Below are 14,558 nucleotides of genomic sequence, written 5' to 3'. Positions count from 1 at the left end.
CGCCCCGGCCTCAGCCGCCGCCGGGCAGCGCGCCCGCGAGCTGGAGCAGCTCCACGAAGGCGTCGATCCCGGCGGGGACGGGCCAGTCCGGGTGGCGCATCGCGGCGAGGTCGGCGGCCGCCCGCGCGGCCACGTCGGGTACGCCCGCCTCCACCGCCTTGGCCAGGACCGCCCAGCCGGCCTCCCAGCGGGGGCGGGTGAGCTCGCTCTGGACGGCCGCGACCACGGCGATGAGGAAGGCGAGCTGCCGGTCGCCGCGCCCGGGCAGCGCGAAGGCGTCCGGGTCGGCGAGCACCCGGTCCGGGTCGGGCAGGTCGAGGTGTTCCATGTACGAGAGCAGCTCGATGCCGGTGGCTTCCCCGACGGCCCCGGTGAGGGCGGTGGCGAGCGCCTCGCGGCCCGCGCCGGCCGCGTATCCGGCGGCCAGCAGCCGTAGCGCCATCTCCCAGGTCCGCGGCGAGGGCCAGGCCCGGCCGCGGCCCTCGGCCTCCTTCGGCATGTGGTGCACGAGGCCGGGCCGGGCCGTCAGGAATCCGGAGATCACACCGCGGGCGCGGGCGGCGGAGCCGGAGATCCGGGCGGGGTCGACGGCTGGGATGGCGACCTCGGGCCAGGTTCCGGCCATGCCGCGGGCCACGGTGCGGGGGTCGTGGGTCCAGTCGAGGTGTACGAACCGGTTGGCCAGCGGCGGGCTGAGGTGCCAGCCGTCGGCCGCGCTGGACGGCGGATTGGCCGCGGCGACGATCCTTACCGACGCGGGCAGGACGAGGCTGCCGACGCGGCGTTCCAGCACCACGCGCAGCAGCGCGGCCTGCACGGCCGGCGGGGCGGAGGACAGCTCGTCGAAGAACAGCAGCCCGTGGCCGGTGCGGGCGAGGCGGACCGCCCAGTCCGGCGGGGCCATGGGGACGCCGGTGGTGGCGGGGTCGTCGCCGACGATGGGCAGCCCCGCGAAGTCGGAGGGCTCGTGGACGCTGGCGATGACGCTCTCCAGCCCGACGCCGAGGGCGGCGGCGAGCTGTTCCATGCCGGCGGACTTGCCGATGCCGGGCTCGCCCCACAGCAGGACGGGCTGATTGGCCGTCACGGCCAGTGCGAGCGCCTCCAGTTGGGGGTTGACGGCGGGCTCGGTCCGGGTGCCGCCGAGCCGGGCGTTGAGGGCGTCGGCGGCGGCGAGGGCGCGCGGGCCGCCCTGCGGATGCGGCTGGGAACTCATGCGTCGTCGTCCTCGTCGTGCTCGTCGTACTCGTCGTCCTCGCGGTCCTGCACGTACTCGTCCCACCAGTCGGCGCCGATGCCGGGGAACTCCTCGTCCACCCGGCGCCGCAGGAAGGCCAGGTCGGAGCGCTTGTAGCGGCGGATCTCCTGGGACAGGGACAGTTCCATCTCGTCGATGACGTCGATCCGGGACCCGGCCGCGAGCAGCGCCCGGACCAGTTCCGCGGAGCCGCCCCAGTGCACCGCCGACTGGAGCGGGGTGCGCTGGTTGACGTCCTTGGACTCCAGGTCGAGCCCGGCCGCCAGCAGTCTGGGCAGCAGCGGCTCGTGGTCGAGGAGGGGGAGCAGGTGGAGCAGTCCGCGCCGCCGCCCGTCCCGGATCCGGGGGCTGACACCGGCGTCCAGCAGGGCCAGGACGGCCGGGGTGTCGCCGTGCTGGGCCCGCAGGAAGAACTCCCGGTGCTCGGCGCGCAGGGCGCGCGGCAGCCGCCCTTCTCCCGTGATCCAGGTCGCCTCCACGGCGAAGCAGCCGCTGACGGCGCCGCCGAACGCCCGCAGCGCGCGCTCGCGCCGCTGTTCCTCGGGGGTGTGCGGCATCTCCAGCAGGCCGCCGCGCGAGCGGACCTCGTGCCAGCCGCCCCCGCAGCGCACCCGCACCGGTTTGCTCCGCGCCGGGCCGGGCGGCCCGACGGCGGGGCCGGCGCCCGGGAACAGGGCCCCGGCGACGAGCGGGTGGAGTTCGCGCGGGGTGATCCGCCCGAGCCGTACGAGTTCGAGGTCGGGCAGCCGCTTCCAGGCGTACTCCGGCAGCCGGGCGACGCGCGCCGCCTCCTCCCGCTGCTCGACGTAACGGGCCCGGATCGGGCCGTCGGGGCCGTGCGGGGCCTCGCCGACCGCGTCGAGCCGGATGGTGCGGTAGGGGGACTGGATGCGGAACGCGCCGCCGGCCCCGGCCGCCGCGAGCTCCCGTACCCCGGCCCGCAGCCGGGTCAGGTCGAGGGCGGTGGTCGCGAGGACCGACTCCGCGGTCACCGGGTGGCCGTAGGTCCTGGTCCGCTCGGGGGTGGTCAGGTCGCGCTCGATGCCCGCGGCCGCGTAGGCCTCGGCGTAGTCGCCGCGGGCCTGGAGGAGGGTGACCCACTCGGCGGCCCTGGCGGGGTCGGCGGAGCCGGGGTCCGCGCGGGGCAGCTCGTCGGGGCCGAGCGGGGTGCCGTCGGCGCGGAAGAAGGGCAGCCGGCCGTCGCCCGCGCCGAGGAGTCCGCGCAGCGCGCCGGCGCGGCGGGCGTCCCAGAGCGGCCGGGCCGCGCTCCAGTCCTCCACGGCGAAGCCGGAGTACGGGACGTGGGGCCGCACGGGGTGGACCGGTTCGCACAGCAGCCGCAGCCGTTGCGGCCCCTCGGTCATCGCGGGGGTGGCGACGCAGAGGGACGGCGCGTCGGGGCGGGGGCCGTAGGCGGCGAGCAGGATCCGGAGGTCGGTGGCGATCGTCGTACGGCCGCCCAGCACGCGGGGCAGGTGCCAGCGCAGCAGGTCGGGCGCCACGTGGCGCAGGTCGTCCTCCAGGGCCTCGGCGACGGCCGAGCCGTGGCGCGCGGCGATGTCGGCCGGGTCGAAGCGGATGTCCACGGCCGCGGCGGCGCAGGCAGCCCGCCAGTCGCCGTCGAGCCGGTGCGCGGTGGCGCGCTCGATCATCCAGCCGGGTACGGCGTGGCGGCGGATCCGCTGCCAGGTCGGGGCGTCCTCGGGCAGGATGCCGCCGGGCAGGACGCCGCTCATCGGTACACGCTGCCGATGGCGCGCAGGTCCGGGTGGGTGGCGCGGGCGGGGCGCAGGCGTTCGGCGAAGGAGCGCTTGACGCGGCGGGGCAGTCCGGGGCCGAGGCCGACGTACTCCAGCGGGGAGCCGGCGGGCACCGCGGCCAGCAGGGTCTTCGCGCCGCGTCCGGTGAGTCCGGTGTGGCGCAGCTCCAGACGGCGCAGGGGGCTGCCGGGGAGGGCGGCGGCCAGGGCGCGGGCGCCCTCGTCGCCGGTGGAGTTGCCGTCGGAGCCGAGGCTGCGTTCGGACATCGCGCGGCCGAGGTCCAGGGTGTCGATGCCGCCGAGGGCGTCGGCCAGGGAGCGGGCGCCGGCCGGGCCGATGCCGTTGCCGCCGAGGCCGAGGCGGACGGGGCGGGCGGGGTCGGCGGCCGCCGCGGATGCGAGGACGGCCGCGCCGGCGTCGCCGAGGTGGTTGGCGGGGAGGTACAGCTCGCGGACCCCGGCGTCGCGGATGAGGGCGGCGAGCAGCGGCGCGTCGGCGGCGGTGAGGCCGTTGCCGCCGAGGAACAGCCGCTCCAGGGGGGCTTCGCGGTGGATGAGGGCGTCGAGGACTGCACGTACGCCTTCGGCCCCGATGCCGGTGTTGACCAGGTCGAGGGTGCGCAGGGTGGTGTTGCGGCGCAGCAGGGCGGCGAGGGTGCGGGCGCCGTCTTCGAGGACGGGGTTCCGCTTGAGCCAGAGGGCGCGGACGGTGGTGTCGTCGGCGAGGGCCCCGGCCAGGGCGCTCACCCCGTCCGGGCCGATCCGGTTGCAGCCGAGGTAGAGGGTGTGCAGCCCGTGCCCCCCGGCCAGCGAGCGGGCCAGGGTGCGGGCGCCGTCGTCCCCGATGGAGTTGGTGCCGAGCAGCAGGTGCCGGGCGTGCGCGGAGGCGGCGGCCACCGGCAGCAGCCGCGCCGCGCCGGCCGGGCCGAGGCCCTGCTTGCACAGGTCGACGCGGCCGTCGCCGCGGAGGGTACCGAGGGGGAACTCCTCGTCGGCGTCGACGCGTTCGGCCGCGGCGAGCCGCGCGAGCAGCGGATCGAGCCCCGCCGGGTCGGCGAGCGGCAGCTCGGGGTGCTCGATCACGGGGCAGCGTACGGGTGTCGGCTGTGTCATCACCACTCCACCGGTCCTTCGCCGGTGCCCGGCGTCCGCAACGACATGAAGAAGACGCAAGACCGGTCGGATTCGAACCGACGTCCTCCAGCTCGATGCGTGGGCGCGACGACCTCTGCGCTACGGCCTTGCTGTCCGCGATCATACCGACCGCCTGGCCCGAACTCGATCACCAGTTTGACCAATTCCCGCTCACCGATGGGGACATACGCCCCCTGTAGGACATTCCGCCTCGCGGCACCCCTGACGCCCCGCGGCCGGTCCCCCAGGGGGCGCGGGCGGGGCTACCAGTCGCCGTCCCGGACGGGTTTGCCCGGCCTCGGGGTGGGGCCGAGCGGGGTGATCTGGTGCGGGGTCGGCGGGGTCCAGGGGGTGTGGTCGTCGCCGAGCCAGTCGCCGACCGGTTTGACCTGGCCCAGGGTTCCGGTCGGCGGGAGGTCGTGGCCGCTCTCGTCGTAGTAGTCGAACCAGGGCAGCCCGGCCCTGGTGTACGCGGCCCGGTCGACCGGTGAGGGCGGCGGCTCCTCGCCGGTGATGCGGCGCCACGCCGGCGGGGTGACCAGGTGGACGAAGACCCGCGCGGCGGGCTCCGGCGCCCAGGCGGTCGGGGCCCGGTCGTCGCGGTAGACCTCCTGCCGCATCGAACCGCCGACGCCCAGCCCCATCGCCGGGGCCGCGGCGGGCGCGGCGGGCGCGGCAGCGCCCGGGGCGGCCGGGACCGCCGCGCGCATCGGCGCCGGGGCCCCGTAGCCACCGAAACCCCCGGAGGGAGCCGGCGGACCCCCGTACAGCCCGCCGCCGCCCGGCGCGGGCGGCGGCGGGGGCAGCAGCCGGGCCCGCTCCCCTTCCCGCCAGCGCTCCAGCGCCTGCGGCCCGAGCGGGAACGCCTGGAGCTGGACCCCGCCGGTGGTCTCCTCGCCGGTGACCTGCCCCTCCACCGTCGCGCCGAGCCCGAGCGGCACCGCCACGAACTGCCGTACCGTCCCGTCGCCCGAGTTGATCCCGTCGAGCCACGGCTGCCGGGGCAGCACCACGTAGTTCTGCGGGTCGCGCGCGAGCCGCCCCGACCAGCGCTCGCCCGACACCGCGCACACCTTGCCCACGCCGACCTGGAGCGCGGCCGGCTCGCGGGTCCCGCCGAAGCTCAGCCACATCGCCTCGCGCAGGTACACCGGCAGCATCACGCCACCTTTGGCGAGCCACTCCCCCGGCACCGTGTCCGGATAGTCCTCGACCCGCCGCAGGGGAAACTCCCCCAAATTCGGTGGCAATGCGTGCGTACCCGATTCCGGAAGCCGCAATGTCCTGATGAAACGGACATGTACCCCGTCACCCAGCAGCAGCGTATTGCCGTCGACCCTGATCGAACCCGTCACCACTCCCCGCCCCCTTCTCCCTGCAAGATCCATATCCGTCGAAGATCCTCCGGGAGATCCAGATCGTTATCCTCAAATTTCGCTCAGATGCCGTGACACCGCGCCGGAGCCTTCCTAGCTTCCTCATACACGCGCCAAGCCGAACCCCTGGTTCCGCTCGTGAACGAGTTATCCAATTCTCCCGATCCACCCGTTTCACCCGTTTCAACCTGCCCGCGATTCCCGCGCGACCCGCGTGACCCGTGTTCCCGAGGAAAGAGTCCAGCATGAAGGTTTCCAAGGCCGGTGCGGTCGCCGCGACCATCGCGGTCGCCCTGACCGCCTCCGGGTGTGCGGAGGACGCCAAGGAGCCCATCGCGATCGGCGTCAAGTTCGACCAGCCCGGCATCGGGTTCCGCGAGCAGGACGGCACCTTCACCGGTTTCGACGTCGACGTGGCCACGTACGTCGCCAAGCAGCTCGGCTACAAGGCGAACGAGATCGAGTTCAAGCAGGTCTTCAGCTCCGACCGGGAACTGCTGATCCAGTACAACGAGGTCGACTTCGTCGCCGCCAGCTACTCGATCAGCGACAAGCGCAAGGAGAAGGTCGACTTCGCCGGCCCGTACTTCATCGCGCACCAGGACCTGCTCGTCCGCGCCGACGACGCCTCCGTCACCAAGGCCGAGGACCTCAACAGCAAGAAGCTGTGCTCCGTCACCGGCTCGACCTCGGCCGAGAAGGTCAAGGCCCTCGCCCCCAAGGCCAGCGTGATGGAGCTGGAGGGCTACTCGGAGTGCCTCATCGCCGTCCAGGACGGCTCGGCCGACGCCATGACCACCGACAACTCCATCCTGGCCGGGTACGCCGCCAAGAAGGAGAACGCGGGCAAGTTCAAGCTGATCGGGCTGAGCCTGAGCAACGAGAACTACGGCATCGGCGTCAAGAAGGGCAACAAGGAACTTCAGAAGAAGATCAACGCCGCTCTCACCAAGATGGTGACGGACGGCTCCTGGGAAGCGGCCGTGAAGAAGAACTTCGGCCCGGCGAACTACAAGTACGAGCCCGCCCCCATGGTCACGTCGGGCAACTGACGACCGTCGGGGCGGTGGCGGAGCCGGACCCTTCGTCCACTTGACGAACCGGGCCGGCCGCCCCGCCCCGCCCCGCCCCGCCGAGGGTGAACACGTCGACGGCGTCACTCCAGTTGCTCACGGCGTACAGCGCGCGGCCGTATACGACCGGGCCGTCGCCGAGCGGTCACCACTTGTTGTGGCAGTTCCAGTGTCCCGGCACCCAGTGACCGACCGAGTGGCCCGGCACCCACTTGCTCTCGACCCAGCCCTTGCCCTTCCAGCCCGGGTGCCAGTTCCCGTGGTGGTCCTTGTAACCGGGGTGCCAGACGCCGGGGTGCCACACCTTCTCGTGGTGGCCCTTCACCCAGGTCTTGCCCCAGTGACCGCGCTCCCACCAGCACCGGTCATTGTGATTCCGCTTGTCGTTGTCGCCCTTGTCGTGGCGGTCGCCCTGACGGTGGTCCTGGCGCTGGTCACGGCCGTCGCCCTGACCGTTGCCGTCGCCCTGGTGGTTGCCGTTGCCCTGGCGGTTGCCGTCGCCCTGCCGGTTGCCGTCGCCCTGGCCGTTGCCCTGGCCGTCACCCTGGCGATCACGGTTGTCGTTGTCGTCCGCGTGCGTCGAGCTCACCGCGGAGGAGGTCGCCGTCGGCGCGGCCGACGCGGCGCCGACGGCCCCGAGGAGGCTTCCTCCGGCGAGCAGACCCGTCGCGGCGACGCCGGCGGATATATGGCGGAATCGGATGGAAATGGTCACGAAGCTCATCTCCTGCACATCACGCATGACCAGCTGACCAGCTGACCAGCCCTTGGCGAGCGGTCCCATCAGTGATTCGGCGCCGCGTGTGCGAGGGATTGGCCAACCCTTCGATATCCATAAAAGTACGCACATTCTACCCAGAAAAGCCCCCCGAGGCCCATGCCGCGACGGCCGGCCGGGGCGGGGCCGACGGGGCGCGCCGGGCGGGTGCGCTCATCACCGCCGGGCGGGTGCGCCCATCGCTCAGGGCGCGGGCGGACGTTGAGGGGTGTGGCCGTCCCGACGAGGAGGCACTGCCCACGCGGGACCGGGGGTGAAGTCTCCTGTTCCGACACATGGTCTTAACCTGTTGGGCACATGACAATGTGACCCTCGCTCTGCCACTGATGCCCCGCCAACCGCAGGCGGGGGCGGTGCATGTGAAGAGGTATCCCCCACGTCATGAGCATCCTCCGTCATACCCCCTGGGCCGCCGGCGTCGCCGCGGCCGCCCTGTTCCTCGTACCGGCCGCCGCCTCGGCGGGGCAGCAGCGAGCGGCGGCTCCCCACGCCGCCGCTCCCGCCCCCGCCGCCGCCGCGTCCACCACTACCGCGGCCGCGGCCGTCGACGCGTACTACACCGGCACCGAGGGAAAGACCGGCGCCGCACTGAAGTCCGCGCTGCACAACATCATCAAGAACCAGTCCAAGGTGACCTACGACGGCGTGTGGAACGCGCTGAAGGTCACCGACCAGGACCCCGCGAACCCCAACAACGTCATCCTCGTGTACTCGGGCCGCTCACAGTCCAAGAACACGAACGGCGGCGGCGCCAACGACTGGAACCGCGAGCACGTCTGGGCCAAGAGCCACGGCGACTTCGGCACCGCGACGGGCCCCGGCACGGACCTGCACCACCTGCGGCCCGAGGACGTCACCGTCAACAGCACCCGCGGCAACAAGGACTTCGACAAGGGCGGCAGCCCGGTCTCCGAGGCCCCGGGCAGCTTCACCGACTCCGACTCCTTCGAGCCGCGCAACGCGGTCAAGGGCGACGTGGCGCGCATGCTCCTCTACATGGCCGTGCGCTACGACGGCGGCGACGGCTTCGCCGACCTGGAGCTGAACGACAAGGTCAACAACGGTTCCGCCCCGCTCTTCGGCAAGATCAGCCTGCTGAAGCAGTGGAACCAGATGGACCCGCCGGACGCCTTCGAGCAGCGTCGCAACCAGGTCATATTCGACACCTTCCAGCACAACCGGAACCCGTTCATCGACCACCCCGAGTGGGTCAACTCCATCTGGTAGCCGGGTGCGGACCGGCTCTAGAGCCGGTCCGCGAGGCCCTTGAACTCCGTCCAGGGCTGCTGCGGGGTGCGCGCGTCCCAGACCTTCTGGGACAGCGCCGCCAGCGGGAGCCGGATGCCGGCCGCGACCTGGTCCTGGGTCTGTGCCCCGGCCAGGTCGCTCCAGACGGCGAGCCGCGCGCCCAGGATCTGGTCCGCGTACGCCGCGGGCACCGGGGTCGTCCCGCGCAGCACCAGCGGGGTCCACTGTTCGTAGATCCGCTTGCCGGTGGGGTACGTGAACTGGTTGGGCTGCCCGAGCACGTAGTAGAGGTACTCGTCGTTGAGGTTGACGACCTTGCGGCCCTCCCTCAGGTACTCCAGCGGCGGCCGGGCGCCGTTCTCCTTGCCCGTCCAGTACTCGACCTGGATGTCCTTCGCCGCGTTCGTCACCCCGCCCGCGAAGAAGCCGTCGTTCCACGCCTTGAGCGCCTTGCCCGACGGCCGGACCACGTCCGCGCGGTCGTTCAGCCAGCCCGTCGCGAGGTCCTGGACCCGCGCCGACGGCCCGTACCGCTGCCGGGCCGCGCTCGCGAGCCGTGGGAAGGAGCTCTGCGGGTCGCGGTAGACCAGGGCCTGGTACTCGTCGGCGCCCAAGTGCCAGGCGCCGCCGGGGAACAGCGGCTGGTACTCGCGCAGCAGATCGTCCACCAGCTTGGCCGACGCCGGGTTCGATATGTCCACGGCGCCCTTGACCGCCCGCCCCTGTACGTCGCGCAGCTGTAGGTCGGGGTGGGCGCGCAGCACCGCGCCGAGGTGGCCGGGCGAGTCGATCTCGGGGACCACCGTGATGTGCAGCCGGGCGGCGAGCGCGTTGATCTCGCGCACCTGCGCCTTGGTGAGGTGCGGGGTGGACACGATCTCGGGGTGCGAGGCGGATTCGATCCGGAAGGCCTGGTCGTCGGAGAAGTGCAGGCCGAGCTGGTTGAGCTTCAGGTCGGCCATCTCGCGCAGCCGGTCCTCGATCCAGTCGGGGGTGAAGAACTTGCGGGCGATGTCGAGGTTGAGCCCGCGCTGCGGTTTCGCGGGCGCGTCGCGCACGGTTCCCTCCGGGGCCGAACCGCCCGTCTTCACCGCCTGTTTGAGGGTGCGGGTGCCGTAGAAGACCCCGGCCTCGTCGGGGCCGGTGATCCGGACCTGCCCGTCCCGCACGGTGAGGGTGTACGACTCGGGGGTACCGGAGTTCTTGGCGCCCAGGGCGAGCTGGACGTCACCGCGACGGGGTTCCGCGGCCTCGGCGTAGCCGATCCCGAGTTCACCGGCGAGCAGCCTGCCCTCGTCGGCGAGGGCCGCCCTGTTGGCCGGCGGGACGACGACGCGGGCGTCGGGGGCGGGCTTCCAGCCGGGGCCGCGGGCCGCCTCGTGCTCCCGTACGGCCGGGATGGTGCGGGGGGCCGAGGACAGCGGGTACGAGGGCGTCGGCGAGGGGGGAGGCTCGGTGGCCGGGCTGCCGGTGGCGGCGGACGGGGAGGCGTCCGGCCTCGCGGGGCTCGCCGTACAGCCGGGTATGGAGACGAGGGAGACCAGCGCGGCGACCGTGGCCGTCGCGATCGCGTTGCCTCTCCTGATCCGTATGCGCTCGTTCATCGGATGTATCGGTTTCATAGGTGTCATCGGTGCCATCGGCCGCGTCGGGCTTTCGCGGGACCGTTCGTCATGCCCGTGTGTCCCCCGTACCCAACCTGGCACGGGGGACACGTCGGCGCGACCCGGGGCGCCGGGGCGCCGCGGCCGGTTTCCCGGTCGGCGCCCGGTCAGCCCTCGGTCGCGCCGTCGAGCGCGGCGAGCGCCTCGGCCGCGAACCCGTGGTCCTGGTCGGGGGCGCCGCCGCCCACGCCGATCGCGCCGATGAGGCGCCCGTCGCGGTGGACGGGCAGGCCGCCCGCGATGAAGAGCAGCGGCCGGTCGAGGGCGGTGGGCAGGGTGTGGAAGGGCCCGCCGGGCTGGACGGCGTCGACGAGGCCGGCGGTCGGGGTGTCCAGCTGGAGGGCGGTGAAGGCCTTGCGGGTGCTGGTCTCGCCGGAGATCAGCACGGCCCGGTCGTCCCGGCGGAAGGCGAGCGGGTGGCCGCCGGCGTCGAGGACGGTGACGCTGACCGTGACCCCGGCGCGCTCGGCGGCGTCGGCGGCGGCGGCGACGAGGAGCTCGGCGTCCTCGGTGGTCAGCGGGGCGACTGCGGTACGGCGGGCGGTACGGACGGTGGTGCGGGACATGCGGGACTCTCCTGTGGAGTGCGGGGTGGGGAGGTGGCAGGTCAGTGGCGGGTCAGTGACGGGCCGGCACGGCCCCGGCCGCCGGGGCGGCGACGGCCGGGCCGCCGCTGCCGCCGGCGCCGCCCGGGTGCGTTCGGGTTGCGGCCGTACGGCGTTCCAGCGCGCCGGAGACCAGGGCGAGGACCAGCGCGGAGGCGGCCAGCGCGGCGCCGACCCAGTTCGGGGCGGTCCAGCCGAGCCCGGCGGCGATGACGAGCCCGCCCAGCCAGGCGGCGAGCGCGTTGCCGAGGTTGAAGGCGCCGATGTTGACGGCGGAGGCCAGGGTCGGGGCGCCCGCCGCCTGGTCGAGGACGCGCTTCTGCAGCGGCGGCACGGTCGCGAAGCCCAGCGCCCCGATCAGCACGACGGTGACGGCGGCGCCGGCCTTCGTGTGGGCGGTGAGGGTGAACACGGCCAGTACGACGGCCAGCGCGCCCAGGGACACGTACAGCATCGGCATCAGCGCCCGGTCGGCGAACCGGCCGCCGATCAGGTTGCCGGCGACCATGCCGAGGCCGAAGAGCACGAGCAGCCAGGTGACGGAGGTGTCGGCGAAGCCGGCGACGTTGGTCATCATCGGGGTGATGTACGTGATCGCGGCGAAGACCCCGCCGAAGCCGAGCACGGTCATCGCCATGGCGAGCAGCACCTGGACGTTGCGGAACGCGGCCAGCTCGTGGCGGATCCGGACGCCCTCGGGCCGGGGCAGCTCGGGGACCAGCTTGGCGATGCCGAACAGGCCGAGGACGCCGAGGGCGGCGACGATGAGGAACGTCAGGCGCCAGCCCGCGGTCTGGCCGACGAGGGTGCCGAGCGGGACGCCGACGACGTTGGCCACGGTGAGACCGGTGAACATCATGGCGATCGCACCGGCCTTCTTCTCGGGGGCGACGAGCCCGGCGGCGACGACGGAGCCGATGCCGAAGAAGGCGCCGTGGGCGAGGGAGGCGACGACGCGCCCGGCCAGCATGACGCCGAAGGCGGGGGCGAGCGCGGAGAGCACGTTGCCGGCGATGAACAGGCCCATCAGGAGCATCAGCATCCGCTTGCGGGGGACGCGGGTGCCGAGGACGGTCATCAGGGGGGCGCCGAGGACGACACCGAGGGCGTACCCGGTGACCAGGAAGCCGGCGGTGGGGATGGTGACGCCGTAGTCGGCGGCGACCTCGGGGAGCAGGCCCATGATCACGAACTCGGTGGTTCCGATCCCGAAGGCTCCGATGGCGAGGGCGAGGAGTGCGAGAGGCATGAGGGAGGTGTCTTTCAGGGAGGCTGCGCAACGCCGCATTCGGTTGCTTTCGCGGCTTACGAGCGTCCACATTAGTTGCAGACGCCGTTTAATTGCAAGCGCGGGCTATTGCGGTAGTGGCCTATCCTGGTGGGACAAGCTCAGAAGGAGGAGTCCATGACGGTCACGGACAGCGCCACCACCGCCCTCTCCCAGGGCTGGTGCGCCCTCTCCCTCCTGCACGGCCGGATCGAGACGCACATCGAGCGGGCGCTCCAGGGCGGGCACGACCTGAGCGTGCGCGAGTACTCGCTGCTGGACGTCCTGAGCCGGCAGCACAGCGGCATCGGCGGCCACCTGCGCATGCAGCAGGTCGCCGAGTCGGTGGTGCTCAGCCAGAGCGCCACGACGCGCCTGGTCAGCCGGCTGGAGGACCGCGGGCTGCTGAACCGCTACATCTGCGATACCGACCGGCGCGGCATCTACACCGACGTGAGCGAGGCGGGCCTGGCCCTGCTGGCCGCCGCGCGGCCCACGAACGACGCCGCGCTGCGGGAGGCGCTCGACGAGGCCGCCCGGGACCCGAAGCTGGCCCCGCTGGTCGCCGCCGTGGAGAACACGCACCGCGACGGTCGGGCGTGACGGTGGGGCTCAGCGCAGCTGCTCGGCCAGTCCGACGATGAAGCCCTCCGGGCCGCGGAGGTAGCAGAGCAGGTAGCTGTCCTCGAACCGGGCGATCTCGCCGACGAGTTCGGCGCCGTGCGGGCGCAGGCGGGCCACGGTGTCCTCGATGTCGTCGACGGCGAACATGACGCGGTGCGTGCCCAGGATGTTGTGCGGCCGGTTGCGCGGTCCGCCGCTGATGGCCGCGGGGCTGCGGTACTTCGCCAGTTCGAGCCGGCTGTGACCGTCCGGGGTACGGAGCATCGCGATGTCACAGCGGACGCCGTCGAGTCCGGTGCACTGGTCGGCGAAGAGGCCCTCGACCGCCCCCCCATTACCGTTTTGGTTGCCCCGCAATGGGGCGCCCGGCCTCCGGAGTTGGCATGACTTTCTCCCCCTGTCGATCGCATGGCTTGGGGGGTGGTGTCACCGGCTCCGGAGGCATCGACAGACCGCTGATTAGGGGCATGACCACCGGCCTTTCCGCAGGTCGGGAGGCTCTTCGTAATGTGGATGTGGCGATCGGTGCCGTGGGACGGCCGGGCGACGGGGACGACCGGAGGATGCACGTGATCGAAATCAGCGGCATCGGCGCCTTCCTAGGCCTGGACGTCGGCAAGGGCGAACACCACGCCACCGCCGTCACCCCGGCCGGGAAGAAGGCCTTCGACAAACGGATGCCCAACAGCGAACCCAAGCTCCGCGAGGTATTCGGGAAACTGCAGGCCAAGCACGGAACCGTGCTGGTGGTCGTGGACCAGCCGGCCTCGATCGGAGCTCTGCCACTGGCAGTGGCCCGGGACATGGGCTGCCCGGTGGCCTATCTGCCGGGGCTGACGATGAGGCGGATCGCCGATCTCTATCCGGGCGAGGCCAAGACCGATGCCCGCGACGCGTTCGTCATCGCGGACGCAGCCCGCGTCATGCCCCACACTCTCCGCTCGGTCGACCGCGAAGAAGAGACCATCGCCGAGCTCGAGATGATCGTCGGCTTCGACGACGACCTGGCCGGCGAAGCGACGAGGATCAGCAACCGCCTGCGGGGCCTTCTCACGCAGATCCACCCGTCCCTGGAACGGGTCCTGGGCCCACGAGTCCAGCACCCGGCCGTGCTCAAGCTCCTCAACCAGTTCGGATCCCCGGCCCAGATCCGCAAGGCCGGACGCCGTCGGCTCGTGACGCTGATACGTCCGAAGGCCCCGCGGATGGCGGAGCGTCTCGTCGACGACATCTTCACGGCTCTGGACGAGCAGACCGTCATCGTCCCGGGCACGGACGCGGCCACATTGATTGTTCCCAGCCTCGCCAACTCTCTCCAGGCAGTGCTTGACCAGCGAAAACTCCTCGCCGCTCGGATCGAGGAACTGCTGGAGAACCACCCTCTTTCCAAGGTCCTGACGTCCATGCCGGGGATCGGCGTCAGGACCGGAGCCCGCATCCTCATCGACGTCGGCGACGGATCCAGCTTCCCTTCCGCCGCCCACCTCGCCGCCTACGCCGGCCTCGCCCCAACGACCCGCAGCTCCGGCTCCTCCATCCGCGGCGAACAACCCTCCCGGAGAGGAAACAAGCAGCTCAAACGGGCCTTCTTCCTCTCCGCTTTCGCCGCCCTCGCCGACCCACGATCCCGGGCCTACTACGACAAGAAGATCAGCCAGGGCAAGCACCACACCCAAGCCCTCCTCTGCCTCGCCCGACGACGAGCCGACGTCCTGTTCGCCATGCTCCGAGACGGCACCTTCTACGAACCACAACCCGCCCCATCACCTTGA

Annotated in this window: 13 protein-coding genes and 1 pseudogene; 4 read left to right on the top strand and 10 right to left on the bottom strand. The window is 72.5% G+C overall.

Annotation, left to right across the window (positions count from 1 at the left end; genetic code table 11):
- Positions 1-10: 10 nt before the first annotated feature.
- The 5 genes and pseudogenes from EES41_RS32000 to EES41_RS31985 all read right to left on the bottom strand — a co-directional run bounded on the left by EES41_RS32000 (position 11) and on the right by EES41_RS31985 (position 5,509).
- Positions 11-1,216 carry an AAA family ATPase gene (locus tag EES41_RS32000; RefSeq protein ID WP_037798741.1) on the bottom strand — a complete coding sequence of 402 codons (1,206 nt, stop codon included), beginning with the start codon at positions 1,214-1,216 and terminating at the stop codon, positions 11-13.
- On the bottom strand, positions 1,213-2,994 hold the full coding sequence (locus EES41_RS31995) for an ankyrin repeat domain-containing protein (protein ID WP_123081424.1): 1,782 nt from the start codon (positions 2,992-2,994) through the stop codon (positions 1,213-1,215). The genes EES41_RS32000 and EES41_RS31995 overlap by 4 nt, the downstream gene beginning before the upstream one ends.
- Positions 2,991-4,130: a gala protein gene (locus EES41_RS31990; RefSeq protein ID WP_123082822.1), complete on the bottom strand. Its 1,140-nt coding sequence runs from the start codon at positions 4,128-4,130 to the stop codon at positions 2,991-2,993. The genes EES41_RS31995 and EES41_RS31990 overlap by 4 nt, the downstream gene beginning before the upstream one ends.
- A 57-nt stretch (positions 4,131-4,187) precedes the next feature.
- Positions 4,188-4,260 (bottom strand): annotated as a pseudogene (locus EES41_RS41680).
- Positions 4,261-4,414: 154 nt separating this feature from the next.
- Positions 4,415-5,509, bottom strand: a complete 1,095-nt coding sequence (locus tag EES41_RS31985) for a hypothetical protein (protein ID WP_123081423.1) — start codon at positions 5,507-5,509, stop codon at positions 4,415-4,417.
- Between the two features lie 263 nt (positions 5,510-5,772).
- On the opposite strand from EES41_RS31985, the gene EES41_RS31980 reads away from it, so the two are divergent.
- Positions 5,773-6,579: a glutamate ABC transporter substrate-binding protein gene (locus EES41_RS31980; protein ID WP_123081422.1), complete on the top strand. Its 807-nt coding sequence runs from the start codon at positions 5,773-5,775 to the stop codon at positions 6,577-6,579.
- Positions 6,580-6,745: 166 nt separating this feature from the next.
- Here EES41_RS31980 and EES41_RS41675 read toward each other — a convergent pair whose 3' ends face one another.
- Positions 6,746-7,315, bottom strand: coding sequence for a hypothetical protein (locus EES41_RS41675; RefSeq protein ID WP_164495998.1), 570 nt, complete (start codon positions 7,313-7,315; stop codon positions 6,746-6,748).
- 444 nt (positions 7,316-7,759) lie between these two features.
- Between EES41_RS41675 and EES41_RS31965 the strand changes: the two genes are divergently transcribed.
- Positions 7,760-8,605 (top strand): endonuclease I family protein, encoded by an 846-nt coding sequence (locus EES41_RS31965; protein WP_123081420.1) that lies wholly within the window; start codon positions 7,760-7,762, stop codon positions 8,603-8,605.
- Positions 8,606-8,622: 17 nt separating this feature from the next.
- Here the strand turns inward: EES41_RS31965 and EES41_RS31960 are convergent, their stop codons facing one another.
- The 3 genes from EES41_RS31960 to EES41_RS31950 all read right to left on the bottom strand — a co-directional run bounded on the left by EES41_RS31960 (position 8,623) and on the right by EES41_RS31950 (position 12,144).
- Complete coding sequence (locus EES41_RS31960; RefSeq protein ID WP_123081419.1) at positions 8,623-10,230, bottom strand: glycoside hydrolase family 20 protein; 1,608 nt, start codon at positions 10,228-10,230, stop codon at positions 8,623-8,625.
- Between the two features lie 167 nt (positions 10,231-10,397).
- Positions 10,398-10,856 carry a heme-binding protein gene (locus EES41_RS31955; RefSeq protein WP_123081418.1) on the bottom strand — a complete coding sequence of 153 codons (459 nt, stop codon included), beginning with the start codon at positions 10,854-10,856 and terminating at the stop codon, positions 10,398-10,400.
- 52 nt (positions 10,857-10,908) lie between these two features.
- Positions 10,909-12,144, bottom strand: a complete 1,236-nt coding sequence (locus EES41_RS31950; protein ID WP_123081417.1) for an MFS transporter — start codon at positions 12,142-12,144, stop codon at positions 10,909-10,911.
- 156 nt (positions 12,145-12,300) lie between these two features.
- Between EES41_RS31950 and EES41_RS31945 the strand changes: the two genes are divergently transcribed.
- A complete protein-coding gene (locus EES41_RS31945) occupies positions 12,301-12,765 on the top strand; it encodes a MarR family winged helix-turn-helix transcriptional regulator (protein WP_123081416.1) in 465 nt (154 codons plus the stop codon).
- 9 nt (positions 12,766-12,774) lie between these two features.
- Here the strand turns inward: EES41_RS31945 and EES41_RS31940 are convergent, their stop codons facing one another.
- Positions 12,775-13,143: a VOC family protein gene (locus EES41_RS31940; RefSeq protein ID WP_254211642.1), complete on the bottom strand. Its 369-nt coding sequence runs from the start codon at positions 13,141-13,143 to the stop codon at positions 12,775-12,777.
- A gap of 206 nt (positions 13,144-13,349) precedes the next feature.
- Between EES41_RS31940 and EES41_RS31935 the strand changes: the two genes are divergently transcribed.
- The gene (locus tag EES41_RS31935) at positions 13,350-14,558 is read left to right on the top strand and encodes an IS110 family transposase (RefSeq protein WP_164495729.1); all 1,209 of its coding nucleotides are present in this window, start codon (positions 13,350-13,352) and stop codon (positions 14,556-14,558) included.

This window comes from Streptomyces sp. ADI95-16, from assembly GCF_003721495.1.
Taxonomy (GTDB): Bacteria; Actinomycetota; Actinomycetes; order Streptomycetales; family Streptomycetaceae; genus Streptomyces; species Streptomyces goshikiensis.
The sequence above is the reverse complement of the archived record's forward strand: the minus strand, read 5'-3'. Positions and strand labels throughout refer to the sequence as shown.